This window comes from Candidatus Mycobacterium methanotrophicum (genome assembly GCF_023515995.1).
GTDB classification, from domain to species: Bacteria; Actinomycetota; Actinomycetes; order Mycobacteriales; family Mycobacteriaceae; genus Mycobacterium; species Mycobacterium methanotrophicum.
Genome location: NZ_CP097320.1, coordinates 3,805,539 through 3,832,005, shown reverse-complemented (window position 1 = coordinate 3,832,005; position 26,467 = coordinate 3,805,539). Strand labels below are relative to the sequence as shown.

Sequence of the window (26,467 nt, the reverse complement as noted above, 5' to 3'; positions counted from 1 at the left end):
GTGTCAGCTCTGTTGCCGGTGTTCCCCTGGGACACCCTGGCCGATGCGACGGCGCTGGCCGCGTCGCACCGGGACGGCATCGTCGACCTATCCGTCGGCACGCCGGTCGACCCGGTGGCGCCGGTGATCCGCGACGCGCTCGCCGCAGCCAGCGGCGCACCGGGATACCCCACCACTGCGGGCACCCCGGAACTTCGCCAATCGGCCGTCGCTGCGCTGGAGCGTCGCTACGGCGTGACCGCGTTGACCGGGGCGGCGGTGCTGCCGGTGATCGGCACCAAAGAGCTCATCGCGTGGCTGCCGACGCTGCTGGGCTTAGGCGCCGACAGCCTGGTGGTGGTGCCCGAGCTCGCCTACCCCACCTACGACGTCGGTGCCCGGCTGGCCGGAACTCGGGTGCTCTACGCCGATTCGCTGACCCAGCTCGGTCCGCAATCGCCCGCGTTGGTCTATGTGAACTCGCCGAGCAATCCGACCGGGCAGGTGCTGGGCGTCGATCATTTGCGTAAAGTCGTCGGTTGGGCTCGAGAGCGCGGCGCGCTGGTGGCCTCTGACGAGTGCTACCTGGGCCTGGGTTGGGACGCCGAGCCGGTGTCGATCCTGCATCCCTCGGTCTGCGACGGTGACCACACCGGTCTGCTGGCGGTGCACTCGCTGTCCAAGAGCTCTTCGCTGGCCGGTTACCGGGCCGGCTTCGTCGCCGGGGACCAGGCTCTGGTCGCCGAGCTGCTGGCGGTGCGCAAACACGCCGGGATGATGATGCCCACACCGGTGCAGGCGGCGATGGTCGCCGCCCTGGACGACGACCCCCACGAGCATGAGCAGCGCGACCGCTACCGCCGACGCCGCGACGTGTTGCTTGCGGCGTTCCGTTCAGCCGGTTTCACCGTCGACCACTCCGAGGCCGGGCTGTATCTCTGGGTCACCCGCGGCCAGCCTTGCCGTGACACCGTCACCTGGCTGGCGCAGCGCGGCATCCTGGCGGCGCCCGGCGAGTTCTACGGCCCACGCGGGGCTCGGCACGTCCGGGTGGCGCTGACCGCCACCGACGAGCGGATCGCTGCGGCCGCCGAGCGCTTGTCCTAGCGTCGAATGTGGCCCATCTAAGGCGCATCGGTGCATTGATGGGCGGCCCGGTGGCGCGGTGGGCCGAGCAGACCGACCGAAATCCTGCGCGGCTGGAGCGTACGACCGCTGGGGCCACGACATCAGCCAGGTCATCCAGCCGACGTCGTTCACCCAATCGAAAAGGGCAGTGCTGGATGCGCCAAAGGCATTAAAAGACGATGCGCGACGCGCCCGCGTCAACCCGGCGCTGCCGCTGTATGCCGCCAACTATTTGCTCGACCAGGCCGACATCGGGCTGGGCTGCGCGCTGGGCACCGGCGGCGGGATGGTCAAGTCATTGGTCGCGGCTTACGCGCCGGCCGATGTTCGCGAGCATGTCCTGGCCAAGTTCGAGACCGGCGAGTGGGAGGGCGAGACCGCTCAGCTGTTGACCGAGCGCACCGGCGGCTCCGATCTCGGCGCCCTGGAGACGACGGCACGACGCGACCGCGGCGACGATGAGGACGGCTGCACGTGGCTACTTAATGGCTTCAAATGGTTTGCGTCCAACTGCGACGGGCAGGTGTTCGTGGTGCTGGCCAAGCCCGAGGGCGCGCCGGATTCCGGGCGCGGTGTGGCGACGTTCCTGCTGTCCGGTGAGCCGAGCGGTCAGGACGCCCAGACCGGTCTGCACGACGGCAAGGGGCTGGGCCGGATGATGGAACTGACCAACGCGGCGCGGCTCGGCATCGCGCTGTTCGCCCTCGGCAACTCGCGCCGCGCCCTGGTCGAGTCGCTGTGCTACACGCGGCAGCGGCAAGCATTCGGCGGCACGTTGCTCGACAAGCCGTTGATCCGCCGCAAACTCGCCGAGATGATCGTCGACGTCGAAGCTGCCCAAGCGCTGGTCTTCGACTGCACCGGATTTGCCAACCACCGTCAGCCCCGCGCGGCGCCTCAGCGTATCGCCGTGCCGGTGACGAAGCTGAAAGTGTGCCGGCTGGGCATCACCATGGCGTCGGACGCGATCGAGGTCCACGGCGGTAACGGGTATGTCGAAAACTGGCCCGTCGCGCGGCTGCTCCGCGACGCGCAGGTCAACACCATCTGGGAAGGTCCTGACAATATCCTGTGTCTTGACGTACGGCGGGGCATCGAGCGCTCTGATGCCCATCAGCCTTTGCTGGAGCGTCTGCATGATGCGGTTTCGGTGTCCGACGACGACGCGACGACACGCTTGGTGCGCTGCTGCATCGACGATTTGGGGGCGGCGATCACGGCTTGGCGCAAGCTGGACGGCGCGGTTGCTGAGGCCCGGCTGTTCCCGCTCACCCGGTTCATCGGCGACGTGTATGCGGGGGCTTTGCTGACCGAGCAGGCAGCCTGGGAGAGGGCCACCCGCCAGGCCGACCGCAAGGCCCTCGTCGCCCGGTTGTATGCCTCGCGTCACCTCGCTGACCAGGAACGCCTGCGGGGTATCGACGGACAGAGTGACGATGCGATAGAAGGGATAGAAGGGTTTGACGAGCTGGTCGAGGGCTCGCTGGTGACCGGCTGAGAACGCAACATCCCCGGCTCGGCTGCGCTCAGCGCGCGCGATGGGAGACCACAACGTACGCTTTTGCGGAGCCGGCAAGATCTTGCTAAGGAAGTGGTGTGACAAAACTAGTAGACGAGCAGAGAATTGCGCCGTCTTTTTCCGACGTGTTTAAGCGGGTTGTTCTCGGCAAGCCGATGGTCAACGACCAGCTGGAACACGAACGACTGTCGAATCCTGTTGCGCTGGGCGTGCTTTCACCCGACGCGATCTCGTCGACCGCTTATGGTTCGGAACAGATCATGATCGAGTTGCTGCCGGCCGCCGGGCTGGCCGCGTTCGCGCTGCTGCTCCCGATCACCGGTGTCATCCTGTTGATTCTGGTGCTGGTGGCCGCCTCCTATCGCCAGGTCGTGATGGTCTACACCCGCGCGGGTGGCTCCTATGTGGTGGCCCGGGAGAATTTCGGGCCCCGGGTGGCTCAGATCGCCGCGGCGTCGCTGTTGATCGACTACGTGGTGACCGTCGCCGTGCAGTGCGCGGCCGGAACGGTGGCGGTGGCCTCGGCGTTTCCCGTCCTGGGCCCGTACAGCCTGGAAATCACCGTCGGCGTCGTGCTGGTGATGTGTTTCGGCAACCTGCGCGGCCTGCGCGAGGCCGGCGTGCGTTTCGCCGCGCCGACGTATTTCTTCGTCGGGATGGTGTCGCTGACCATCGTCGTGGGCGTCATCCGTGAATTCACGGGTGGTTTGACGACTTACAACCCCGAGCACCTCGACGGAGCCATTCCCGTCGGCCACGGCAACGGCATCGTCATGGGCGCCACGGTGCTGATCGTGTTGCGCGCGTTCGCCAACGGTGGCTCGTCGCTGACCGGTGTCGAGGCGATCTCCAATACGGTCAACGCGTTCCGCAGGCCCGAGGGCATCAACGCCCGTCGCGTGCTGACCATCATGGCCGCGATCCTCGGATTTCTGCTGGCCGGGGTGGCCTGGCTGGCGCACGTGACGCGCGCTACCCCCTACACCGAAGGGTATCCATCGATGCTGTCCGAGATCGCCCGGGCGGTGTTCGGCAACGGGGTGATCGGTCAGGTCTTCTACTTCTTGGTGCAGGCGGCGACCGCGTTGATCCTCTACACCGGGGGCAACACCAGCTTCAACGGGTTTCCGGCGTTGGTGAGTTTCGTCGCCGAGGACCAGTTTTTGCCGCGGCCGCTGATGAAGCGCGGTCAGCGGCTGGTGTTCTCCAACGGCATCATCACGCTGACGGTGCTGGCGGTGGCGCTGCTGGTGCTCACCGGAGGATCGCTGAACGCGCTGGTGCCGTTCTACGCGATCGGGGTGTTCACCGGCTTCTCGATGGCCGGCTACGGGATGAGCAAACACTGGCTGACCCATCGTGGGTCCGGCTGGCGATCCAAGCTGGTGACCAACTTCTCGGCGGGCGTCTTGTCCACGGTCGTGGTGGGGATCTTCGCGATCGCGAAGTTCACCGAGGGCGCCTGGCTGGTCGTGGTGGTCTTCCCGATTCTGGTTTTCGCTTTGATGCGGTTCAACCACCAGTACCGGGCCGAGGCGTCGGTGCTGGAGACGTCGCTGACCGAGCGTCCCGACGTGGACCGCTATGACCGGCATCGGGTGTTCGTCTTTGTCGACAACGTCGACCTCGCCGAGGTCGAGGCGATGCGTTACGCCGACGGCCTGCACGCCGACGAGTTGGTGGCGGTGCATTTCGTGTTGGACTCGGCGCATGCCGAGCGGCTGCGACGACGCTGGCAGCACTTCGGGCACGTCACCGAGCTGCGGATGGTCGAGTGCCGGGATCGCAACTTGACCAGGGCCGCCCAACAACTGGTGGCGCAAGCTATTCACGAACACCCGCACACCAAGGTGACGGTGTTGCTGCCGCGTCGCAGCTATTCGCCGCTGTTGGGCCGGCTGCTGCATGACCGCACCGCCGACAAGATCTCCGCAGCGGTCAGCCGGATCCCCGGCGCGAGCGCGCAGATCGTGGTCTACGACATCGAGTCTCGGATCGAGCACTCCCGCGCCGACGGGCCGGCGCACCCGTCAGCACGGCCGGGTGATGCGGTTACCCCTCCCGGCGTGCCCGAGTCGCCCCCGACCTACGCGAAATGATGTTCGCCCCAAGGCTGTCTAGTACCGAGGAAGTGAGACATGGTGACAACATCGGACAATAGCTCGGACATCGCTCCGACTTTCGTCGACAAATGGAAGCGCATCGTTTTGGGCCAGCCGCTCACCAGCGAGCAGCTGGAATCCGAGCGATTGTCGAATCCTGTTGCGCTCGGCGCGCTTTCACCTGACGCGATCTCCTCGACGGCATATGGCCCAGAGCAGATCATGATCGAACTGCTGCCGCGTGCCGGGATGGCCGCGTTCGTGCTGTTGCTTCCGATCATCGGCGTCATCTTGTTCATCTTGTTGCTGGTGTCCGCCTCGTATCGCGGGGTCGTGATGACCTACGCCCGGGCCGGCGGCTCTTATATGGTGGCGCGGGACAACTTCGGGTCCCGGTGGGCGCAGATCGCCGCCGCGGCGCTGTTGATCGACTATGTGGTCACCGCCGCGGTGCAACCCGCGGCCGGGACGGTCGCGGTGGTCTCGGCGATACCCCAGCTGCGCCCCTACCACCTGGAACTGACGATCGGCGTGGTGATCCTGATCTGCGTCGCCAACCTGCGCGGTCTGCGGCAGTCGGGCCGGAACTTCGCGATCGCGACGTACTCCTTCGTCATCATGATCACGCTGACGATCGTGACCGGCGTGGTCCGTGAGCTCTTCTGGGGCCTGCCGAGATACGACCCGCAGCACATCGTGGGTGCGGTGCCGGTCCATCAGGGCGGTGGCCTGGTGATGGGCGCCACGGTGCTGGTGGTGCTGCGCGCTTTCGCCAATGGCGGCACGTCGCTGACCGGTGTCGAGGCGATTTCCAACACGGTCAACACCTTTCGCGAGCCGCAGGGCTACAACGCCCGCCGGGTGCTGACCCTGATGGCCGTCATTCTCGGGTTCTTGCTGGCCGGTGTGGCCTGGCTCGCGGTCGTCACCCACGCCACCCCGTATTTGGACGAATACCCGTCGATGCTCTCGGAGATCACCCGGGCGGTCTTCGGGCAGGGGGTGACCGGCAACATCTTGTACTTCTTGGTCCAGGCGTCCAGCGCGGCGATCCTGTTCACCGGCGCCAACACCGGTTTCAACGGGTTTCCCGCGTTGGCGAGTTTCGTCGCCGAGGACCAGTTTCTGCCGCGGCCGCTGACCAAGCGTGGTCATCGCCTGGTGTTCTCCAACGGCGTCATCACGCTGGCCGTGCTGGCGGTGGCGCTGCTGCTGGTGACGGGGGCCTCGGTCAACAGGCTGGTGCCGTTCTACGCGATCGGCGTGTTCACCGCCTTCGCGATGGCCGGGTTCGGCATGAGCCGACACCACCACACCCACCGCGATCGCGGCTGGCGGCGCCAGATGCTGGCCAACTTGTCCGCCGGGATCATGTCGGCGATCGTCGTGGGGATCTTCGTGGTGGCCAAGTTCACCGAAGGCGCCTGGCTGGTCGTCGTCGTCTTCCCCTTCTTGGTGTATGGCCTGATACGGCTGAACCAGCAGTACCACGCCGAGGCTTCGGTGCTGGAGATGTCGCGCACCGAGCGTCCGGAGTTGGCCGAGCACGCCCGGCTGCGGGTGTTCGTATTCGTGGACTCGGTCGACCTAGCCGAGGTCGAGGCGCTGCGCTACGGCAAGGGGCTGCACGCCGACGAGTTGACCGCGGTGCATTTCGTGATCGACGCAGAGCACGCCGCCCAGTTGCAGGATCGCTGGCAGCATTTCGAGCACGACACCCGGCTGCGGGTGATCGACTGCCCCGATCGTAATTTGAGCCGGGTCGCACAAGAGCTGGTCTTGGAGGTCAAACGGGCATATCCCGACACCAAGGTCACGGTGCTGTTGCCACGCCGAACATATTCGGCGCTGCTAGGCAGGCTGTTGCATGACCGCACCGCCGACAAGATGGCCCGCGCTGTCAGCCGAATCCAGGGCGCGACGGCCATCATCGTGCCCTACGACGTCGAGTCCCGCATCGCCCGGGCGGACCCCGATGTGCTCGCCGAGCGGATCACCCGAGAAACCGCCGATGAAGCGGTGATGTCGTGCGCCGAAGCCGACTAGCACGCAGGTCGGTCAGCCACGACTGTAGCTACACTTCGTGTGACGCCGAACTTCTCTAACCGGAAAATACCAAGGTGAGTGGCAGCGAACACCAAGGTGAGTGGGCAGACCGAACGCACCCGGCGGAGCTAGTCCAGCCGGGTCCTGTTGTGCGGATGAAGATTTGGGTCAGGCGGCGGGTTCGAGGGTGATGTGGTAGCCCATCGCCATCAGTTGGGTGACGTAGTTGTGTGTTCTGCGTTCGGTGTTGATCCGGGTGGCGTGGTAGTCGGCGCCGAGGTCGTGGAATCGGGCGGTGGAATCGGCCAGTAGCTGCCAGATGATCCTGAGGATGGTGCGGGCGACCCCAAGCAGCGCTTTGAGTTTGCCGCGGCGTTTGACAAGGCGCCGGTAGCGTTCGCCGAGGAAGGTGTTGGTTTTCGCGGTCGCCGCAGCGGCTTCGCCGAGCGCGGCTTTGAGGTAGGGGTTTCCTTTGCCGGTCTTGCCGCCACGACTTATGGGACCGGACTGGATGGTGCGTGGACACAGGCTCGCCCAGGAGACCAGGTGCTCGGGTGTGGGGAAGCGGCTCATATCCAGCCCGATCTCGGCGATGATCATCTGCGCGGCGCGTTGGCCGATGCCCGGGATCTCATCGAGCCGCTCGATAACGCTTGGCGCGCAGTGGGCCACTGCAGCGGGATCGACCCGGGTGTCGTCGCCGGTGGCAGGATCGCCGGCGACGTTGTCGCGATTGGCATCGATGCCCGCGCCCGGACCCATAGCGGGGTCGTTGTGATCGATGGCCCCAGCCGCGCCGGGCAGTTCGGCGATCAACTCCTCGATCCGCACGGTCAGGATATCGATCTGGGTGAAAAGCGCATCGATCTGGCCCAGCAACATCCGCGCCAACTCGGCGTGATGATCATCAAAGCGACCGTCGAGGGCGGTAATCAACTCCGAGCGTTTGCCCACCACCGCCGGCTTCTGCTTACGCCTTCGTTGTGCTGCCACTTCGCTTGCCCTCCAATCGAATCCATCCATTCCATCGGGTGGATCGCCCGGGGGACTCGGTACAGGGAAACCGAAGTTCTACCGGGGCTTCGCCCCAGCCCGACGAGGCATGCCGTTGGTCACCGTTGGTTTGGGGGCTGCGGTCGGCGGGTGAAGACCGTGACCGGCGGACCGGCCCGGTGGATGAACCGTCATCACGGTTGGTTGGCCGACTGGCCGTCCCGTCTCCGCCCGGAGCCCATCATGACCGTAGCGCGATCCGTCGCCGATGTCTTGGCCGAGCCATGTGGTCTTTGAGGTCGAATGCATCGACCGCATGTTCTGCAACGTCTACGTGCCGGGGTTGCAGTACGCGCCCGGCCTGGTGGGCTATGTGCACCAACAGTTGGGTCTGCCGATCGCCTCGACCGCGCCGCTGGCCCGTATCACCGAGGCGTTCGACAAGGCCGTGCACCGGTTCGCCCGCGACAACGCCATCCCGTGGGTCGATTTCGCCAAGGGGCAGCGCAAAGACGACATCGCCCACGAGTACCTGGCGGGGTTCACCGGCAGCGAAGGGGTGCGGCAAACGGCTGACTAATCTGCCCGCGCTGCGGGAGATCGGCTTTTCCGCCAACCGACGTCTGCTGCACGCCCAACGACTCGGCCACGACCCGATCACCGGCGCCGCCGCGCTCGATGCCATCACCGGGGCTATCACCACCGCCACCGGCGCCCGCATCCCCGGACTACGGCTGGCCCAGCGCCGCAGCCACGCCCTGCTGCAGGCGCTCCTAACATTTGGCTGCCACACCAACGGCTTCACCAACGCCGATCTGCGCGCGCTCACCAGCGAGCTGCGCGGACTGCCACCCGGTGCGGTCACCGCCGGGCAGATCACCTATGACCTGCGCCGACTCAAATCCCACGGCCTGCACACCGCCCACTTCCTGACCTGCGTGCACGACCGACTCCTGCCCACCGGCTTGGCGCACCTCACCGACCACACATGCGCGCCACCTCTGCAGGCAGCTTCCCGCGCCTACAATAGGGCTCTCGAAAACCTCAGCAACACACCATTATTCGCTGCTTAAGCCCAACCATCTGACCCAGTACGTCAAACTTGACTCAAAATTCCGGCTGTGCCGGATCTAGCGAAGCTAGCCGGCGTGCCGGAAGCAACAATGCGTGACCCTTCCGGATCGGGCCCCGGCGCCAAGCTAATGAACGGGCTCACACGCCCAAGGAAGAGTCGGCGTCGGCAGGCGACCCAACCCCATTTTCACGCCCGCAAGGCGTCCCCCGCAGGGATATGGAGCTAATGAGAGCTAGCGGGTCGAGTCGTCGTTCGGCAGACTCGCTTGCGGTAGCGGCCGGTGGGTGAGCACTGATGCCTCTTAAGGCCGCCGCCACGATCGTGCCCTACGACGTGCAGTCCCGGATCCGCGAAGCCTTCCCGGACATCTTGGAACAACGCATCGTGCGAGAGGTCGAGAAGCTCGAGGCACGGGTTTTACGCAGTGAAAACCAGATTGTCGATGCCTACCAACACCCTGAACGGCCGGCGACGGTGATCCCGGTGAATAGCGTGATACCGGGGCGCCGTGCGACCGTTGAAGGTCGGATCAGCCAAGTAGAGGACAACACCACGCATCAAGAGCTTTTCCGTTCGATCGTCGTCGGCGACGAGACCGGGGAGATCCGCGCCACCTTCTGGCCCGGGGCAGCGGCGACGACATCTAGCCCGGGCAGCTCCTGCGGATCACCGGAAAGGTGCAGCAAAGCGGCAATCGCGAACCGTCGATGCTCGACCCAATTTATGAGGTGATCGAGCAACCGGCGGAGTCGTAGCGCCATTCGGCGACGTAGGGTGCAATCCGTGCGTGTCCATTCCGAGGTCTCCGCCGCGCTGGATGCCGGACGGCCCGTCGTGGCGTTGGAGAGCACCATCATCAGCCATGGGCTGCCGCGTCCGGACAACCTGCGCATCGCGCGCAAGATCGAGGACGCGGTGCGCTCCGGCGGGGCGGTGCCGGCCACGATTGCGATCGTCGGCGGCGAGCCGTGCATCGGCCTGGATGATGCGGCGTTGCGCCGTATCGCGCAGGGCGACTCGGTGGTCAAGGTCAGCGTCCGCGACCTCGCGGTGCTCGCGCCCCGGGGCGGAGACGGCGGGACGACGGTCGCCGCGACGGCGCACCTGGCGGCCGCGGCGGGCATCACGGTGTTCGCCACCGGCGGGCTGGGCGGCGTGCACCGGGGTGCGCGCGACAGCTGGGACGAGTCCGCGGATCTCACAACGCTTTCCCGCACCGGCATCCTCGTCGTCTGCGCAGGCGCCAAGTCGGTCCTGGACGTGCCGGCCACCCTAGAGCGGCTGGAGACGTTGAACGTGGGAGTGATCGGCTACCGCACCGACCGGTTCCCTGGCTTCTACCTCGCCGATTCCGGGCACCCGGTGGATTGGCAGGTGGAGACGCCGGCCCAGGTCGCCGATGTGCTGCGGGCGAGACGCCGACTGGGCCTCGACGGGTATGGGCTGGTATTGGCCAATCCCATCGCGCCGGGCGACGAGATGGACCGCGCGTTACACGACCGGGTGCTGGCCGCCGGCCTGGCCGCCGCCGAAGCAAAACGCGTGCGCGGCAAGGACGTGACGCCGTTCTTGCTCGACTTCTTCCACCGCGAGACGGGCGGCGCGTCGCTTGCCGCCAACATCGCCCTGGTGCTGTCCAATGCCCGCTTGGCGGCGGAGATCGCCGTGGCCTACGCGGCGAGGATGTAGTCGTCGTCGCGCGGTTGGGCCAGCATGCGGGTCAGCCGCTTGCGGTCGAACGGCCACGGGTCGATGTGGTTGTCGTCGGCGAAGTACCACGAGTTGCGGAATCGCCGGCGCATGTAGTTGTGGGCCTGGAAGTCGGTGGCGAGCGCGACCGCGTCCAGCTCATGGTGAACGCCGTCGGTTGTGCGCACGCCGTTTTCGGCGATCTGGGCGATCGGCTCGCTGACGAAACTGGCGTTCGGCTTGGAGATTCGCCGGTAGTAGTCGCCGGAAAGCGATACTTTGATGCCCGCTGAGTGCAAACGTGTCGATCGGTACTGAGGGTCTGCTCGCTCCCTGAGTCATGAGTGACGTTTTCTCAGTAATTTCCGCGTTGGAGAGTCGATAGTACGATCGCGGCGGCAACAACTGCGCCAATCCTGGTTGGACACAGGCGGATTCGACGGAGGCAGCGCCAACGCTGTTTGAGTTCGGCGTTGGCGCGTTCACCGATGGCACGCGCCGCGGTGAGCAGCATGTTGTAGCTCTGATTCTCCACGGCCAGGCCGCGGCCCTTGACCGGAGTGTGCACCCCGATCCCCGCTCCTTCGTAGCCCTTGTCGGCCAGCGTCGGCACCCCGTCGGCCGCGGACTTGTACAGCGCGCCCAGGCAGTGCGCGCGGGCGGCGGTGATGTCGTGCACGCTGCCCGGCTCGACCTCGCTCGACCACACCGGGAACCCGCCCGGGTCGGCCAGTATCTGCACATTGCCGCCCTGGGTTTTGTGCTTGCCCGAATACCACCGGTGATGGCCGGCCTCGTTGCGCTCGTCCACCCGGTCGATGGCGATCAGCGTCCCGTCCAGCGTCACGTGCGACCACTGTTCGGCCTTGGCCCGGTCGAGCACTTCGTGCAGGTCAGGAGCTTGTTCGGCGATCACGTCGATCGCCTCGTGCAGATAGCGGTAGCTGGTGGAGATCGGCAGCCCGGCCTCCATCGCCAACAACCGGATCGGGGCGTCGTCGCGGAACCACCGCAGCACCAGCTTGGCCTGCGTGCGCACCGTACCCGACCGCCGCCCGGCCCGCGTTCTGATCTCGCGCCGGTGAACGTGCAGCAGCGCGGTCACATGCAGCAGGGTTTCCTCCGGCACGTCGCAGATGGCAGAGTAGGTGAACACGTGGGGTCCTTTGCAGCGGAGCGGGTTTCCTCGTCGAAACCGAATCCTTGAGCAAGGACCCCACGCCCAGCCACTACGACACGCCGAAAACTCCAGTCACACCAGACTCACGAGCCCCAAGTGAGAAAACCTCAATGACGTTCGGCGATTATGCCTGGCCAAAAGACCCTTTTCTCTAGCAAGCGCTGGCGCGGAATGTAATGAGTCCGACCGCTACCAAACGATTAGGAATGGTGATGTTCGCCAAGACGAAGGCGGCAGCTGGCGGCGCAGCTATTGTCGGCCTCGGATGGGTGACCATTGCGAATCCGGGCGTCGCGCAACCCCAGCCACCGCGCATGCCCCAGGACACTAACTTCACCTGTCCTGACATCGCGGGCATCAACTATGTACGGGATCCCGAAGATTTGCATGGGTACTACCTCTGCGTTGATGGATTGCCGCGCCATCGATACCGGTGTCCACAAGTTACGGTATTAATCATGGGGATCCCGCCCAAGTGCATACTCTTGCCTTATCCCCTGCCGTAGGGTGAGCCGCGAACCAGCGCTTGTTGTTGCGCGGATGACGCGGTTTGGCCGCGCAGATAGTGATTCGCCGCTCGCCGGCCGCACCCCTTTCACCGAGGCCATGCCAGTAGATGGTTAAGTGAGACTCGTGAAGAAACTGGCAGCCGTGGTGAATTCGCTCGCCGGGCTCGCGTTCACCGCCAATGGCTACAAACCGCTCAGCAAGCGTGGTTATCCCTCCCTGTACGCGTTCGCGTTCGGGGTGTTCGCCTCCGAGCTGCCATTGCAGATCCTCGCGGGCCATTTTGCAGTGCTGGCGGCACTGACCCGCAGGCTCTCGCCGCGGGCACGCCGGTTCAGCTGGCTGGTATCGGCGTTGTCGTGGCTGGGACTGCTGGGCCTGAACCGCGTGGGCCGTGCGGCTAACGTGCCGCTCACCGCTGCGCTCGACGCCGGATTGGGCACCGCTCGTCGCACCGAGTCGGGCGATTTATGGAAACGGCCGGATGGTGCCGGCACGGCCAAGACGCCCGGGGTCATCCGCATGATGCGGATCTACGGTGACTACGCGCACGACACCGACATCCCTTATGGCGATCATGGCTCTCGCAACCACCTCGACATCTGGCGACGGCCCGACCTCGACCCTGGCGCTCGGGCGCCGGTGCTGTTGCAGGTTCCCGGCGGCGCCTGGATGGTGGGAAGCAAACGCCAGCAGGCTTATCCGTTGATGAGCCACCTCGCCGAGCTGGGCTGGGTATGTGTGGCGATCAACTACCGGCTCAGCCCGCGCTCCACCTGGCCCGACCAGATCGTCGACGTCAAGCAGGCATTGGTGTGGACGAAGGAGCACATCGCCGACTACGGCGGCGACCCGGACTGGATCGCGATCACCGGCGGCTCGGCCGGCGGGCACCTGTCGGCGTTAGCTGCGCTTACTGCGAACGATCCGCAGTTTCAGCCGGGCTTCGAGGGCGCCGACACCAGCGTGCGGGCGACCGTCCCGTTCTACGGCGTCTACGACTTCACCCGCAACGATGCGATCCACCCGCTGATGGTGCCCACGCTGGCGAAGTACGTGTTCAAGCTGCGACGGGCCGAAACCGCAGAGGGGTTCCGCAGCGCCTCGCCTGTCGCGCATGTATCAGCTGATGCACCACCGTTTTTCGTGCTGCACGGGCGCAACGACTCGCTGATCCCGGTCGAACAGGCCCGCGCCTTCACCGCCCGACTGCGCGAGGTCAGCCGCCAGCCGGTTGCCTACGCCGAACTGCCGTTCGCGCAGCACGCCTTTGACATCTTCGGCTCGGCCCGCGCCACCCATGCGGCGTTGGCCGTCGAGCAGTTCTTGGCCGAGATCTATGAACGCACGGCCGTGACGTCTAGCCAGATCGCTCGATAGCACGCAGCCCCAGCGAAAGAAGCAGCCGCACTTCGGGATTGGCCAGTGACGTCGACAGCAGCTTCTCAACCCGACGAACCCGGTAGCGCACGGTATTGGGATGGACGTTCAGCTGCTGTGCCGCCGCGGCGACTTCACCAAAGCTATCCAGATAAACGCCTAGCGTCTGGGCCAACTCCGGGTCGCGGACTTGCAAGTCGCGCACCCGGGGGTCGACCAGCCGCTGGTCGGCGGCGACCATCGTGACGATCTCGTCGAGCAGCACGGTGCTGCGCGCTTCGGCCAGCGACGTCACAGCGGCGAACGAATCCGGATGGCGCTCAGCGCTATCCAGCACCCGGTCCACCTCCGCACGCACGGCGGCCAGACCGGCCAAGCCGGTGACCGGCGCGGCGACCACCGCCCGCAACTGCAATCCCAGTTCTCTGCGCAGCGCGCTGATGATGCCGCGAATCCAGGAGGTGAGTGACGACCGCTTCGCGGTATGCGGCAGTAGCACATAAACCCGCGAACCCCGCGAGGCGACCTGCGCATCAGCCCGAAAAGCACTCGCGCTCAATGCCAGCACATCGGCCAGCCGGGCGTGACGGTCTGGAGTGTGGAAGCCGATCAGGGCGGCGTTGCCGTCGGGCATGATTCCGAGCTCGCGTGCGATGGTGTCGACATCGACCGATCCGCCCTCAGACAAGCCCAGCAGCTCCTGGACCCGCAGCGCGTGCGTCGACGGCCTGGCCGCCAGCCTCGACATGATGCGGGCGGCGAGCACGGCGGCGCCGCGCAGCATGTCCTCGGCGTCGTCCGCCAGCGGCTGGGAGCCTTGCTGCACCCAAATAGCGCCCGCGAACATCGGCGCTTGGCGTTCATCGAGGGCCGGCTGACGAACACCAACTGCCAGCCTGGGTCGTAGACCCAACTCCGGGCGCTCGGCCACCCGGACCACATCGTCGCCGGCGCGTAGCGCATCGAAGATGCCCCACTGACCGATCCACTTCAGGTGTTCGGGCGGCCCGGCACGACCGAGGATCGACAGTCGCCGCAATTCATCGGCTTCGTCGTTGGACGCCGAGTAGGCCAACACGTGCGACTGCTCGTCCTCGATGCTGACCATGCCGTGAATACGGTCGGCCAGGGACTGGGCCAGCCCGAACAAGTCGGTGCCTGAGTCGTAGTGCGGATCGGCCCGATCGCCGTGGTGTTCGAGGACATGATTCACCAAGCGGTACAGCCGCTCCCAGCGGGCCTGCGGGTCCACCGCCACCACCGCCGTCCCCGCCGCGACGGCCCCGGCCACCAGAGCGCCGGACGGTTTCTTGGTGAAGACGGCCACCGGGGCGGGGCCGGTAACGAGCCAGCGCTGCGCCTCGCCGTCGGCAACACCGAGGAGGAAGAACACGTCGGCCGAGTCCGCATCGTGGCCCAGACCCAACCGCATATCGTCGGAGTCGATCAATGCCGCCGACGCTACCGGCAGATCCAGGCCGCGAGGCGCCTCGACCAAGCTCACGACGGTGGTATCCAGGGCCAATAGCAACTGACCCAGTCCGACACCCGCCCTTCGCATGTTATCCGATCCTACTAGCAACTAAGGCTTGTTTTGTCTGATCAGCTAGCCATGTGCGGCTTCGCCGCTGAAACCCTGGGGACATGGATGCCATCTCTTCCGTTCCCCCGCCCGGCAACGAGCCGGTCCATGACTACGCACCGAACTCGCCCGAACGCAGTCGGCTAAAGGCTGCGCTGACCGCCCTGGCCGATCAGCCGATCGACCTGCCGCACGTCATCGGCGGCGCCCATCGCATGGGCACCGGTGAGCGCATCGACGTCGTGCAGCCGCACCGGCACGCCGCGACGCTGGGCACGCTGACCAACGCCGACCACGCCGATGCCGCCGCCGCCGTGGCAGCGGCAATGGCCGCCCGGGCACCCTGGGCGGCGACCCCGTTCGACGAACGCGCCGCGATCTTCCTGCGCGCCGCCGATCTGCTCGCCGGGCCGTGGCGTGAGTCGATCGCCGCCGCAACCATGCTGGGTCAGTCCAAAACCGCCTACCAGGCCGAGATCGACGCTCCATGCGAGCTGGTCGACTTCTGGCGGTTCAATGTCGCCTTCGCGCGCCAGATCCTGGCGCAGCAGCCGCTGAGCGCAGCGGGGGAGTGGAATCGCAGCGACTATCGGCCGTTGGACGGATTCGTCTATGCGATAACGCCGTTCAACTTCTCCGCGATCGCCGGCAATCTACCCACCGCGCCGGCGTTGATGGGCAACACGGTGGTGTGGAAGCCGTCGATCACGCAGACATTCGCCGCATACCTGACCATGCAACTGCTGGAGGCGGCCGGGTTGCCGCCTGGCGTGATCAACCTGGTTGCCGGCGACGGCTACGCGGTTTCTGATGTGGCGCTCGCGGATCCGCGGCTGGCCGGTATCCACTTCACCGGATCGACGGCGACCTTCCAGCGGCTTTGGCGCGAGGTCGGCGCCAACATCGAGCGCTACCATAGCTATCCGCGCCTGGTCGGCGAGACCGGCGGTAAGGACTTCGTGCTCGCGCACGCCTCGGCGCAGCCGGATGTACTGCGCACCGCGCTGATCCGCGGTGCGTTCGACTACCAGGGGCAGAAGTGCTCTGCGGCGTCGCGGGCATTCATCGCCCACTCGGTCTGGCAGCAGATGGGCGACGACTTCCTGGCGGCCACCGCCGAACTGCCGTTCGGCGACATCACCGACTTCTCCAACTTCGGCGGCGCGCTGATCGACGAGCGTGCCTTCGTCAAAAACGTCGACGCGATCGAACGTGCGAAAGGTGCGGCCGGTGTCACGATCGCGGTCGGTGGTGAATACCACGACAGCGAAGGCTATTTCGTACGCCCGACGGTGCTGCTGTCCGACGACCCGACCGACGAGGCCTTCATATCCGAGTACTTCGGCCCGCTGCTGTCGGTGTACGTCTATCCCGACGACCAGTACGAGCGGATCCTCGACGTCATCGACACCGGCTCACGTTATGCGTTGACCGGCGCGGTGATCGCCGACGACCGCGACGCCGTTTTGGCCGCGCAGGATCGGCTGCGGTTCGCGGCCGGCAACTTCTACGTCAACGACAAGCCGACCGGTGCGGTGGTAGGTCGCCAGCCGTTCGGCGGTTCGCGCGGCTCAGGCACCAACGACAAGGCGGGATCGGTACTCAATCTGCTGCGCTGGACATCGGCACGCTCGATCAAGGAGACATTCGTCCCGGCCACCGATCACAACTATCCGCACATGGCGCAGCGATGAAACCGGGCCTGTTCGCCAAAACGCTGCGCCCGGCGATCCTGGCGGCCAGCCATTCCGACGGGTTGCGGCGCACCGCCGAGCGGCTGCCGGTCACCCGCAAGGTGGTCGACCGATTCGTACCCGGGTCGTCGCTCGACGGGGTACTAGACAGCGTTGCTGCACTGCGGAATTCGGGCCGGCTGGTCAGCGTCGACTATCTGGGCGAGGATGTGGCCGACGTTGACGGCGCGAACGCCACCGTCCATGCCTACCTGCAGCTGCTCGACGCGTTGGGCCGCCGGCCGGATGCCACCCACTATGGTGTGCGCCCGCTCGAGGTATCCGTCAAGCTTTCGGCGCTCGGACAAGCGCTGGAACGCGACGGCGAGAAGATCGCTTTGGCAAATGCGCACACCATCTGCGGTCGCGCCGAGCAAGTCGGCGTGTGGGTGACCGTGGATGCCGAAGACCACACCACGACGGATTCGACATTGTCGATCGCAACCGATCTGCGGACCGATTTCCCTTGGGTGGGCGTGGTTCTGCAGGCCTATCTGCGGCGCACACACGGCGACTGCGAACAGTTCGCCGGCTCTGGGACAAGGGTGCGGCTATGCAAGGGCGCCTATGACGAGCCGGCGGCGGTGGCCTACCGGGATGCCGCGGCGGTCACCGACTCGTACCTGCGCTGCCTTCGAGTGCTGATGACAGGCTCAGGGTATCCGATGGTGGCCTCCCATGATCCCGTGGTCATCGGCGCAGTGCCGGCATTGGCGAGCGAATCCAGGCGCAATGCGGGCGATTTCGAATACCAGATGCTGTACGGCATCCGCGACGACGAGCAGAGGCGGCTGGCCTCCACCGGCAACCGGGTTCGGGTGTATGTGCCGTTCGGCACCCAGTGGTACGGGTACTTCATGCGTCGGCTGGCCGAGCGGCCAGCCAACCTGACGTTTTTCATGCGTGCGCTGGCCGAGCCGCGACGGTCGCAAGCGCGGCGAAGGCGGGCGCAGCGGGCCCTCACTACAGTCGCGGTCACTGACCGCGGACACAACCTGCGCCACAATCGAAGCGGCAGCAGCCGGTGAGATAGATCACCTAGCGCCGTCATCGTCGACGTATGACGCCCCGATGTGGCGGCACGCAGAGATCAACCGTTTGTCGCGCGTCCACAACCGCGCTCCGCCCGTGACTGACACTGAGCCCAACAGGTGAGCGTCGACGGCGCTCAGTCCCCGCCCAAACAGCCGGCGGCTGTCGACGAGTGCCATCACCTCGGCGTGACTGAGAACAGGGAATTGGTGCAGGTTGCCGAGCAACTCCAAAACGACTGCCCGCCGCCTGATCGATCCAAGACCCAATTCCTCGATCACGTGTGCGTGAGACCCGACCTCATCCGCGCCCAGCAGGGCGACCAATTGCGGGTCGGTTTTGTGGAGATGATCGATCCACACCGAAGTGTCGACCAGGATCACTCCGGGGAGCGCCTTCGCCGCGGCGCAGCGGACGCCCGCTTATCCGATCCTCCGAGCGCGGCCAGCCGACGGGCGCTCTCGACGCGTATCAGGGTTACCAACCCGTCGCGCAGCAGCGCCGACTTCTCGGTGATACCGGTCAGTTCACTCGCGCGGGCCAGCAGTTCGTCGTCAATTGTCACTGTCGTCCGCATCAAGGGTCTCTCTGCATCAATAGCTGCATCATAAGATGATAATAATGATGCCTACCGCAACCCTCAAGCCAACTGGACTTTTCATGCGTGCGCTGCGTCTGGGCGCAGTCGGCGCTGCGGTCGCCCAATCGGCGACGGTACTGGTCATTGTGGTACGTGCGGGATAGCGCACTAGCTCGCAATAGCTTTCGATCCGGCATACGTGGTGACGAACGTCCCAGTGCTGCCGGGACTTCGGTCTCTATCGGCATGTAACGCTCTAATGATCGGATAGTCGCGCGAGATCAACACATCTCGCCTGACGATGACCTTCAACGGAGGTAGTGGAATGAAATCTTCACATCAACCGGAGAACAGGACACGCATGTTCGCACGCGTGATGGGCCCGTACTTGGCGATCATTGCCGCCACAGCCGCGTTGCGGCCGAACGACATGCGGGCGATGCTTTCCGCATTCGAGTCAGATCCGTTGTGGTCCTGGGTAACTGGGGCATTCATCTTGTTGTTTGGTCTGGTAGTCATCGCTCTCCATCCGTACTGGCGCGGCGCGGCAGCGATCATCGTGTCCGGTCTGGGTTGGCTCGTCGCGCTCAAGGGACTGTTTCTGGTGGCCGGCTCTCACACCTACTTTTCGATGGCTAACAGCGCAGTTGACGCAATGGGTTGGTGGCGCGCCGGCGCCGCTGTCGAGGTTCTGATTGGGCTGTATCTAGCCTATGTTGGCTGGAACCCGGCGCGGACTCGCCCGATGTCACAACGGGCGACCTCAGCTCCGGACCTGCCGCGGACCGCCTGAGTAAAAGCTCACACGTGTGGCCGGCGGCGACGGCGACAACCCGTCTGGGAAAGCGGCATCCCGATCGAACCGGGTCCCGAGCCGCCCACAACGGAGTCGGGACGCCGGGCGAAATGGTTCACCGGCGGGGCCTTAGCCTTAGCTTCACTCCCGAACGATGAGCGCTGAGGACTGGGCATGCCGAAAGACGGGATGATCGTGCGGCCCGACGATCTGCGCAAGTTGGCCCGCGTCGGCGCCGCCGATGACAGCTAGCGGGACCAGGTCATCGTTGCTCTTGAGGAAATGCGCAACGTTGCCGCCCGCTGCCACGGGATAGATGTGGACGTCCGGATACCACCGCCTCCATGGCCATAAACGGTTGTCGAGTTCGTGAGACGGAGCCTCGGCCGCCTCTGCTTGCGCAGTGCCGATAGCCAGCACTGGCAGGTTGCGCAGCTGTGCTTCCCTCATCGCCTGATCGATGACTGTATCGCGTCCGGGCGCGTCGCTGACCTTCACCACGATCCAGTTGATGTCCGGGCTTGGCCGGTCCGGTCGGTAGCGGATTACCGCGACCGGGCAATGAGCCTTTTCTGCGACTTCGGTTGCGGTCGAACCCAACAACGCCCGAGAATAGCGACCGATCCCGATAGATCCGACGCAGATCATTTCGGCATCGTCGGATTCGGAAACCAGAATGGCACCCGCTGGCCCGCGCAGAATATCTGTTTCGACTTTGACCGGTCTTCCCATCGCCTCGACCGCGAGTCGCGCCGCGTGAAGCGATGTCTCGGCGTGTGCGACGTCGCGGTGGTAGTCCTCCGCGGAGGGATGAGTGGCCTTGATGATCGCAAGCATAAGTAACGAGATCGCACGGCCGAGGGCCTCATCTGCGGCCCATTCAGCGGCATGGACCGCCGCCTGTGAACCATCTATGCCGACGATGACAGCCGGCCGAATTCGCCTGTCGCTCATAGTATCCTCCGTACTCCGCCACCTTCAGAAGGGCGTCGGTAACCATGCGCGACGGTCACGTCGGGCTTTGCGAGCCGGTACACGTCGACCAGACGAGTGAGATCGCTTGGGGTGACGATGCCTACGACAAGCGCCCCCTCGACAACAAGAGCACGGTTGCCGTGACCGGACGCCAGCCGTTCCAGCAGCGTTGTGACCGGTTCGTCAGGTGTTGCGATGGGGACCTGGCTCAACGGCATGGCGATATCACCGACAAGGGTGCTGGAGCGATTACTCGGCTCCACTTGACGCAACTGGGTCAGTGTTATCAGCCCCGAGATCGACCCATTACGGTCCTTCACCGGATAGCCCGAATGCCGGTCGCCGAGCAGATAACGCTCGATGAAGTCCTGCACGGTGATCCAGGCTGGCGCCGTATGCGGTTGGCGAGTCATTACCTCGGCGACACGTACACCCGTCAACGCATTCCGGGTCAGCGCTGACGCCTCATCTGTGTGCGCGGCGGTAAAGATGAACCAGCCGATGAACGCCAGCCATACGCCGGCGACCATAGCTCCGGCCAGAAACTCGAGCAGCCCGAACGCGATCAGGACGAAAGCGAGGGTGCGCCCCGCCCGCGCAGCGCCTACGGCAGCGCGCATCGGATCGCCGTGGCGGCGCCAGAGCCACGCCCGCAGAACTTGACCACCGTCCAACGGCGCACCGGGCATCAGATTGAAAATGCCCAGCAGCGCATTGATCCCAGCCAGCCACCAAGCGACGCCGAGGATCATGTGCCCTACTCCCAAAGCCCGCAATCCCACACCGGTGCCGGCAAATAACGCGGCCAGTAGCAGGCTCGTGGCCGGGCCCGCCACCGCAATCCGGAACGCGGTCTGCGGTGTCTTCGCTTCACCACCCAGACGGGTGACGCCTCCGAAGATCCACAGCGTTACACCGAGAACCTTGACACCGGCGCGTCGGGCCACAATCGCATGCGCAAGCTCGTGGGCCAACAGGGATGCCAGCAACACGGTGGCGCCGCACGCACCGGCCACCCAGTAGGCCGTTGGCGAATAACCCGCGGCGGTGGTGGGCAGAGTCGACGCCAGGCTCCAGGTAAACAGCCATAGGATGACCAGCACACTCCAGTTGACGTGTAACGGAAACCCTGCGATACGCCCTAACGGGATGCCGCCCATGCTTGGACCTCCAAAAAGGTGGGGGAACAGATCTCTGTCTTCTGATCACTACTGTCGGGCGACGATTACCGGCACGCGGGCCGCTTGCACCACGGCCGTGCTCACCGATCCCAGCAGCATGCCGGAATATCCGCCGCGACCGTGACTGCCGACGACGAGGAGCTGTGACGACTCGGCCTCCTCGAGGAGATGACGAGCCGGAGCGTCCAACACAATCCGACGCCGGACGGCAACGTCGGGATAGCGTTCTCGCCAGCCGGCCAAGCGTTCCGCCAAGGCTTCCTCCCCGACCGCTTGCTGCGCCGACCACTCAATGCTGGGAATGTCGGATACGTGTGCGTCGGACCACCCGTGCAGAGCGATTAGCTCCACACCTCGCCACGACGCCTCGTCGAAAGCGATCGCGGTCGCCAGCTCCGAGGCAGGCGACCCGTCGATACCGACCACCACCGGCAGCTGCGAAGCGTGCGGCGCAAGGGGTATTTCGTCGTGGATCACGGCCACCGGACAACGCGCATGATGGATCAGCCCGGTGCTCACCGATCCAAGCAAAACGCGACCCACCTTGCTGCGCCCGCGGCAGCCGACCACCATCATTTGCGCGTGAGTGGATAGATCGAAAAGCGCCGGACCGGGTGCCGAGAAGTACACCTCGACGTGTAGTTGCGGAAGACTCCCGTTGTGGACGCTCTCCTTCGCGAGCTTGACTGCGTCCGAGATAATCTCCTCGCCTTCTGTTTTCCGCGATTCACCGATTTCTGACGGAGGTGCAACAGCGCCCCCGCCCAAGGCCAACAAACCCCATGGGGATCTCTCGATGACATGGACGAGGCTCAGCGGAACGTTGCGCATCCCCGCTTCACGTGCGGCCCAGCGCACCGCCATGTCCGATGACGGCGATCCGTCGACGCCGACAACAATTCCCTGATGTTCCAAGCGCTGGGGCATTGCTGTCCTTCTGTTGCCGGGTTCGTTGCTGCCAACACTAGGAATCTGATAGGCGCCGCGCAGGAGTCTTTAGTCCCAACATCCTGCCGGAACGCATGCCGGCAAATGACCCCACAAACGCAGGACTTCCGTCCCTACCACGGCGCCGGACCGCGTGTTGGAATCGTCAATATAAGTAACCCAAACCCTCAGCAGGAGGCCAATATGAGTACCCTTCCCGTTCGACGTCAGCCCCGCTCACTGTTTCCCGAGTTCTCTGAGCTGTTCGCCGCATTCCCGTCGTTTACTGGACTGCGCCCAGCTTTCGACACTCGATTGATGCGGCTCGAGGACGAGATGAAGGATGGCCGCTACGAAGTCCGTGCCGAGATCCCCGGCGTCGACCCGGCTAAGGACATCGACATCACCTTGCACGAGGGCCAGTTGACGATCAAGGCCGAGCGCAGCGAGAAGAAGGAATTCGACGGACGTTCGGAGTTTTCCTACGGCTCGTTCGTCCGCACTGTGTCGCTGCCGGCCGGTGCCGACGAAGACGACGTCAAAGCTACGTACGACAAGGGCATCCTGACGGTTTCCGTTGCCGTCAAGCAATCCAAGCCAGCCGAAAAGCACGTGCCGATCGCGTCGGCCAACTGACCAGATGGCGAGGCGGACCCGCAGCAATACACGCTTTCGGCTGCGGGTCCGCCGCACATCAACCTGTCGACCCGCGAATCAGTAAGGACTTGTCAAAATGAGTAGAGCGGTCATCCTCGGCAAGGACACGCCAGACCGGCTGTTTCGCAACCGTCGTGAGGCCGGCCAGGTGCTGGCGGGTTTACTCCAGGCCTATCGTGACAGGCCCGGCGTCGTGGTCTTGGGTCTGGCCAGAGGCGGAGTGCCGGTCGCATGGGAGGTCGCCGCCGCACTGCACGCGCCGCTCGATGCATTCGTCGTGCGCAAGCTCGGTGTGCCGGAGCATGAGGAATTCGCGGCCGGCGCACTCGCCAGTGGCGGTCGCGTCGTGCTGAACGACGACGTGGTGCGGGGCCTGCGGATCAGCCCTCAACAGTTGCGGGACGTCGCCGAACGCGAGGGGCGTGAGCTGATCCGACGAGAAGCGGCCTATCGCGACGGTCGCCCGCCGACCGACGTGACCGGAAAAACCGTCATCCTCGTCGACGACGGGCTGGCCACCGGTGCCAGCATGTTCGCCGCGGTGCAGGCTTTGCGCGAGGCGGAACCGGCACAAATCGTGATCGCGGTGCCCGCGGCGCCGGAGTCCACCTGTCGCGAATTTGCCGGTCTAGTCGACGATATGGTCTGCGCATCGATGCCGACCCCGTTTCTGGCGGTAGGCGCATCGTTCTGGGACTTCAGCCAGGTCAGCGACGAGGAGGTCCGTACCCTGCTCGCAACCCCGACGAGCGGGCCGGCGCTGGCCCTCGCCGCAGAGACAGCAGCCGACGTCCTCCGGCGCGTCGCCGTCGACGCCCCGGCCGGTGTGCCACCACGAGAAATGTTGTCCGAGTTGATCGGTGACGCGCGGATTGTGCTGATCGGTGAAAGTTCGCATGGAACCCAGGAGTTCTATCGGGCCCGAGCCGAGATCACCAAATGGCTGATCGAGGAGAAGGGGTTCTGCGCGGTGGCCGCGGAGGCCGACTGGCCGGACGCCTACCGGGTCAACCGGTACGTCCGCGGGCAGGTTACCGACACCACCGCCACGGAGGCGTTGCGCGGGTTCGAGCGCTTCCCGTCGTGGATGTGGCGCAACACCGTGGTCCGTGACTTCGTCGAATGGCTGCGGGCCCACAATCGGCGCTCTAGTTCGCAGCATCGCCGCCAAGCCGGTTTCTACGGGCTGGATCTCTACAGTCTGCATCGGTCGATGGACGAGGTGGTCAGCTATCTCGAAAAAATCGACCCGGTTGCCGCGGCCCGCGCGCGAGCCCGCTACGCCTGTTTCGACCATGCATCATCCGCCGATGACGGCCAGGCCTACGGGTTCCGGGCAGCATTCGGCGCCGGCCTGTCGTGTGAAAAGGAGGCCATCGATCAACTGGTCGACGTGCAGCGCAACGCGTTGCGCTACGCTCGCCGCGACGGGCTGCTCGCCGAAGACGAACTGTTCTACGCGGAACAGAACGCACAAGTGGTGCGCGACGCCGAACAGTATTACCGGGCGATGTTCAGCGGACGGGTAACATCGTGGAACCTACGCGATCAGCACATGGCCCGGACGCTGCAGGCGCTGCTGGACCATTCGGACCGCCGCCCTGGCGCGACACCAGCACGAATCGTGGTGTGGGCGCACAATTCCCATGTCGGTGACGCCCGGGCGACCGAGGTGTCCGCGGACGGCCAGCTGACTTTGGGCCAACTCGTCCGCGAACGCTACCGCGACAACTGTCGGCTGATTGGGTTCAGCACCTACAGCGGCACCGTGACTGCTGCCAGCGAATGGGGAGGCGTGGCAGAACGGAAGATGGTTCGGCCTGCATTGCCGGGCAGCGTCGAGGAGCTGTTCCACGAGACCGGGAACCCAGCGTTCGTCGTGTCATCCGGCGGCGCCGCGGGCGCGGCGTTGGACATGGTCAGATTGGGCCGCGCGATCGGCGTGATCTATTTGCCGGCGACTGAAAGACAAAGCCACTACTTCCATGTCCGCCCGGCGGATCAGTTCGACGCAATGATTCACATCGAGAACACGGAGGCACTCGAGCCGCTCGAAGTGACCAGCCAATGGATTGCGGGCGAGACACCCGAAACCTACCCGACTGGCCTCTAGCTAGGGCCGAAAGCGGCACGGTGAGCACACCCAGATCGCCCAACGGAAACCGGGCCGCGATCAGTGACATTGACGATGAATCCGACACCGTGAAGGCCGTTGATTCAGCTGACACCACTGGCTATTTCGTGTCGGCAACGGCATGGCCACCGGGGCATGTCGCGTTTGGGGCTGTTGAGGGTAGTTCTGGGCCGCACTTGCCGTGAGTGTTTGTGCCTAGCACCGTCAACGCGTCATCCGCGAACGGGTAACGAGCGCCTGACCTGCCCGAGAGGCGAACGGCCTGTCGAGTAGGGACTAAATCCTCCTGACTGACGACAGCTCAGCAAATTAGCGTCATCGACGTCGGGAGGCGTGCCTGAGTCGTGACCACACGGAGGAATCAGCGAAATGCCGAATTCTGCAACAGATCTGGGCATCGTCGTTGGGGTCGATGGGTCACTGTCGTCCAATAGCGCTGTTCAGTGGGCCGCGCACGAGGCAATGATGCGCGATGTGCCGCTCACTGTCGTCCACGTCGTCGTCACACCGGCTTGGGGACCGACGCCTTGGCTGCTGTCCGATCAGCCACTTCCCCTGCCCGCCGAGGACGACCCCGCGCTAGAAGAGACCGGGCGAAAGATTATCGCCGAGGCGACCAAGATCGCCGAAGACAGCGCCGGCGACCAAGCTCTTGACGTGACGGCGTTGCATCCGCGCCGAAGCTGGCGAATCTTCCCGTCGTGGTTGGTGTCGACGGATCACCGGCGTCGGAATTGGCCACTGAGATCGCGTTCGACGAGGCGGCACGACGAGGCGTGGACTTGGTTGCCTTGCATGCCTACAGAGACGCTGACCTACCGCAAGTCTTGAATATTCAATGGTCACGCGACAATCCGATTCCACCGCAAGCCTTGGCTGACCGTGTGGCCCGTTGGCTGGAACGCTATCCGGACGTCAGCATTCATCCCCGGATTGTGTGCGACAACCCTGCCCGTCACCTGCTCGACGAGTCCGAGTCGGCCCAATTGGTCGTTGTCGGCAGCCGCGGCCGCGGCGGCTTCGCGGGAATGCTGTTGGGGTCGGTCAGCACCGCGGTTGCCCATGCGGCGCGCGTTCCGGTCATCGTGGCCCGCCAGGGTTAGCCAGAAAAATCCAGATAAAGTCGTTCAGCTTTTGTGGTTGAAACTGTCGGCGATGCCCTGCAGTACCTCCGGACTCCGCAGGGGCTGTCGCTTCGTGAAACCTGTGATCGATCGCCGCCGCGCCTTCACACCCAGCGTCATCAAAGCCCAGTCGCCGGTGCCAGAAGCC

Annotated in this window: 21 protein-coding genes and 4 pseudogenes; 15 read left to right on the top strand and 10 right to left on the bottom strand. The window is 65.1% G+C overall.

Annotated elements, in window-relative coordinates; translation table 11 throughout:
- From dapC to M5I08_RS19935, 4 genes and pseudogenes are all read left to right on the top strand, one after another.
- On the top strand, positions 1-1,086 hold the full coding sequence (dapC, locus tag M5I08_RS19950; RefSeq protein WP_219070263.1) for a succinyldiaminopimelate transaminase: 1,086 nt from the start codon (positions 1-3) through the stop codon (positions 1,084-1,086).
- A pseudogene (locus tag M5I08_RS19945) lies at positions 1,083-2,605 on the top strand (acyl-CoA dehydrogenase family protein); the annotation flags it as partial. The gene dapC and the pseudogene M5I08_RS19945, both read left to right, overlap by 4 nt.
- Positions 2,606-2,703: 98 nt before the next feature.
- A pseudogene (locus M5I08_RS19940) lies at positions 2,704-4,641 on the top strand (APC family permease); the annotation flags it as partial.
- 123 nt (positions 4,642-4,764) lie between these two features.
- Positions 4,765-6,732, top strand: a pseudogene (locus M5I08_RS19935) (APC family permease); the annotation flags it as partial.
- Between the two features lie 210 nt (positions 6,733-6,942).
- Here M5I08_RS19935 and M5I08_RS19930 read toward each other — a convergent pair.
- Positions 6,943-7,731 (bottom strand): transposase, encoded by a 789-nt coding sequence (locus M5I08_RS19930; RefSeq protein WP_249762927.1) that lies wholly within the window; start codon positions 7,729-7,731, stop codon positions 6,943-6,945.
- Between the two features lie 304 nt (positions 7,732-8,035).
- On the opposite strand from M5I08_RS19930, the gene M5I08_RS19925 reads away from it, so the two are divergent.
- On the top strand, positions 8,036-8,347 hold the full coding sequence (locus M5I08_RS19925; RefSeq protein ID WP_249762926.1) for a hypothetical protein: 312 nt from the start codon (positions 8,036-8,038) through the stop codon (positions 8,345-8,347).
- A gap of 193 nt (positions 8,348-8,540) precedes the next feature.
- Here M5I08_RS19925 and M5I08_RS19920 read toward each other — a convergent pair whose 3' ends face one another.
- Positions 8,541-8,753: a hypothetical protein gene (locus tag M5I08_RS19920; RefSeq protein ID WP_249762925.1), complete on the bottom strand. Its 213-nt coding sequence runs from the start codon at positions 8,751-8,753 to the stop codon at positions 8,541-8,543.
- A gap of 383 nt (positions 8,754-9,136) precedes the next feature.
- Between M5I08_RS19920 and M5I08_RS19915 the strand changes: the two genes are divergently transcribed.
- Positions 9,137-9,574: a single stranded DNA-binding domain-containing protein gene (locus M5I08_RS19915; RefSeq protein ID WP_219070253.1), complete on the top strand. Its 438-nt coding sequence runs from the start codon at positions 9,137-9,139 to the stop codon at positions 9,572-9,574.
- Positions 9,575-9,625: 51 nt separating this feature from the next.
- Positions 9,626-10,531, top strand: a complete 906-nt coding sequence (locus M5I08_RS19910) for a pseudouridine-5'-phosphate glycosidase (protein ID WP_219070251.1) — start codon at positions 9,626-9,628, stop codon at positions 10,529-10,531.
- Here the strand turns inward: M5I08_RS19910 and M5I08_RS19905 are convergent.
- Positions 10,513-10,830: a hypothetical protein gene (locus M5I08_RS19905; protein ID WP_219070249.1), complete on the bottom strand. Its 318-nt coding sequence runs from the start codon at positions 10,828-10,830 to the stop codon at positions 10,513-10,515. The genes M5I08_RS19910 and M5I08_RS19905 overlap by 19 nt on opposite strands.
- A gap of 56 nt (positions 10,831-10,886) precedes the next feature.
- Positions 10,887-11,687: a transposase family protein gene (locus M5I08_RS19900; RefSeq protein ID WP_249762759.1), complete on the bottom strand. Its 801-nt coding sequence runs from the start codon at positions 11,685-11,687 to the stop codon at positions 10,887-10,889.
- Between the two features lie 648 nt (positions 11,688-12,335).
- On the opposite strand from M5I08_RS19900, the gene M5I08_RS19895 reads away from it, so the two are divergent.
- On the top strand, positions 12,336-13,598 hold the full coding sequence (locus tag M5I08_RS19895; protein WP_249762924.1) for an alpha/beta hydrolase: 1,263 nt from the start codon (positions 12,336-12,338) through the stop codon (positions 13,596-13,598).
- Here M5I08_RS19895 and M5I08_RS19890 read toward each other — a convergent pair.
- The gene (locus tag M5I08_RS19890; RefSeq protein WP_219069934.1) at positions 13,579-15,159 is read right to left on the bottom strand and encodes a PucR family transcriptional regulator; all 1,581 of its coding nucleotides are present in this window, start codon (positions 15,157-15,159) and stop codon (positions 13,579-13,581) included. The genes M5I08_RS19895 and M5I08_RS19890 overlap by 20 nt on opposite strands.
- 83 nt (positions 15,160-15,242) lie before the next feature.
- Here M5I08_RS19890 and pruA point away from each other — a divergent pair, with 83 nt between their 5' ends.
- Positions 15,243-16,874, top strand: a complete 1,632-nt coding sequence (gene pruA / locus M5I08_RS19885; protein ID WP_219069932.1) for an L-glutamate gamma-semialdehyde dehydrogenase — start codon at positions 15,243-15,245, stop codon at positions 16,872-16,874.
- Positions 16,871-17,836, top strand: a pseudogene (locus tag M5I08_RS19880) (proline dehydrogenase family protein); the annotation flags it as partial. The gene pruA and the pseudogene M5I08_RS19880, both read left to right, overlap by 4 nt.
- Before the next feature lie 111 nt (positions 17,837-17,947).
- On the opposite strand, the gene M5I08_RS19875 reads toward M5I08_RS19880, so the two are convergent.
- Complete coding sequence (locus M5I08_RS19875; protein ID WP_219069929.1) at positions 17,948-18,328, bottom strand: type II toxin-antitoxin system VapC family toxin; 381 nt, start codon at positions 18,326-18,328, stop codon at positions 17,948-17,950.
- A complete protein-coding gene (locus M5I08_RS19870) occupies positions 18,325-18,522 on the bottom strand; it encodes a type II toxin-antitoxin system VapB family antitoxin (protein ID WP_219069927.1) in 198 nt (65 codons plus the stop codon). The genes M5I08_RS19875 and M5I08_RS19870 overlap by 4 nt, the downstream gene beginning before the upstream one ends.
- 364 nt (positions 18,523-18,886) lie before the next feature.
- On the opposite strand from M5I08_RS19870, the gene M5I08_RS19865 reads away from it, so the two are divergent.
- Complete coding sequence (locus tag M5I08_RS19865; protein WP_249762923.1) at positions 18,887-19,318, top strand: hypothetical protein; 432 nt, start codon at positions 18,887-18,889, stop codon at positions 19,316-19,318.
- A gap of 144 nt (positions 19,319-19,462) precedes the next feature.
- Here M5I08_RS19865 and M5I08_RS19860 read toward each other — a convergent pair whose 3' ends face one another.
- Genes M5I08_RS19860 through M5I08_RS19850 form a run of 3 tightly spaced genes read right to left on the bottom strand, consistent with a single transcriptional unit; the run spans position 19,463 to position 22,404 of the window.
- Positions 19,463-20,275 (bottom strand): universal stress protein, encoded by an 813-nt coding sequence (locus tag M5I08_RS19860; RefSeq protein ID WP_219069923.1) that lies wholly within the window; start codon positions 20,273-20,275, stop codon positions 19,463-19,465.
- Positions 20,272-21,456 (bottom strand): site-2 protease family protein, encoded by a 1,185-nt coding sequence (locus M5I08_RS19855; RefSeq protein ID WP_219069921.1) that lies wholly within the window; start codon positions 21,454-21,456, stop codon positions 20,272-20,274. Before M5I08_RS19855 ends, M5I08_RS19860 begins: the two co-directional genes overlap by 4 nt.
- 48 nt (positions 21,457-21,504) lie before the next feature.
- Complete coding sequence (locus tag M5I08_RS19850; protein WP_219069919.1) at positions 21,505-22,404, bottom strand: universal stress protein; 900 nt, start codon at positions 22,402-22,404, stop codon at positions 21,505-21,507.
- 204 nt (positions 22,405-22,608) lie between these two features.
- Between M5I08_RS19850 and M5I08_RS19845 the strand changes: the two genes are divergently transcribed.
- From M5I08_RS19845 to M5I08_RS27340, 4 genes are all read left to right on the top strand, one after another.
- Positions 22,609-23,040 carry an Hsp20/alpha crystallin family protein gene (locus tag M5I08_RS19845; RefSeq protein ID WP_219069917.1) on the top strand — a complete coding sequence of 144 codons (432 nt, stop codon included), beginning with the start codon at positions 22,609-22,611 and terminating at the stop codon, positions 23,038-23,040.
- Between the two features lie 97 nt (positions 23,041-23,137).
- The gene (locus M5I08_RS19840) at positions 23,138-25,174 is read left to right on the top strand and encodes an erythromycin esterase family protein (protein WP_219069915.1); all 2,037 of its coding nucleotides are present in this window, start codon (positions 23,138-23,140) and stop codon (positions 25,172-25,174) included.
- A 390-nt stretch (positions 25,175-25,564) separates the two neighbouring features.
- Positions 25,565-26,026, top strand: a complete 462-nt coding sequence (locus M5I08_RS27345; protein ID WP_440271466.1) for a universal stress protein — start codon at positions 25,565-25,567, stop codon at positions 26,024-26,026.
- A gap of 41 nt (positions 26,027-26,067) precedes the next feature.
- A complete protein-coding gene (locus M5I08_RS27340) occupies positions 26,068-26,298 on the top strand; it encodes a universal stress protein (RefSeq protein WP_440271465.1) in 231 nt (76 codons plus the stop codon).
- Positions 26,299-26,467 lie beyond the last annotated feature (169 nt).

What these genes read in the sequence shown, in the direction of transcription:
- M5I08_RS19925 (WP_249762926.1), top strand. Translation starts at nt 8,036, where the DNA reads ATGTCTTGGCCGAGCCATGTGGTCTTTGAGGTCGAATGCATCGACCGC.
- M5I08_RS19915 (WP_219070253.1), top strand. Translation starts at nt 9,137, where the DNA reads ATGCCTCTTAAGGCCGCCGCCACGATCGTGCCCTACGACGTGCAGTCC.
- M5I08_RS19890 (WP_219069934.1), bottom strand. Translation starts at nt 15,159, where the DNA reads ATGCGAAGGGCGGGTGTCGGACTGGGTCAGTTGCTATTGGCCCTGGAT.
- pruA (WP_219069932.1), top strand. Translation starts at nt 15,243, where the DNA reads ATGGATGCCATCTCTTCCGTTCCCCCGCCCGGCAACGAGCCGGTCCAT.
- M5I08_RS19870 (WP_219069927.1), bottom strand. Translation starts at nt 18,522, where the DNA reads ATGCGGACGACAGTGACAATTGACGACGAACTGCTGGCCCGCGCGAGT.
- M5I08_RS19865 (WP_249762923.1), top strand. Translation starts at nt 18,887, where the DNA reads ATGTTCGCACGCGTGATGGGCCCGTACTTGGCGATCATTGCCGCCACA.
- M5I08_RS19860 (WP_219069923.1), bottom strand. Translation starts at nt 20,275, where the DNA reads ATGAGCGACAGGCGAATTCGGCCGGCTGTCATCGTCGGCATAGATGGT.
- M5I08_RS19855 (WP_219069921.1), bottom strand. Translation starts at nt 21,456, where the DNA reads ATGGGCGGCATCCCGTTAGGGCGTATCGCAGGGTTTCCGTTACACGTC.
- M5I08_RS19850 (WP_219069919.1), bottom strand. Translation starts at nt 22,404, where the DNA reads ATGCCCCAGCGCTTGGAACATCAGGGAATTGTTGTCGGCGTCGACGGA.
- M5I08_RS19845 (WP_219069917.1), top strand. Translation starts at nt 22,609, where the DNA reads ATGAGTACCCTTCCCGTTCGACGTCAGCCCCGCTCACTGTTTCCCGAG.
- M5I08_RS19840 (WP_219069915.1), top strand. Translation starts at nt 23,138, where the DNA reads ATGAGTAGAGCGGTCATCCTCGGCAAGGACACGCCAGACCGGCTGTTT.
- M5I08_RS27345 (WP_440271466.1), top strand. Translation starts at nt 25,565, where the DNA reads ATGCCGAATTCTGCAACAGATCTGGGCATCGTCGTTGGGGTCGATGGG.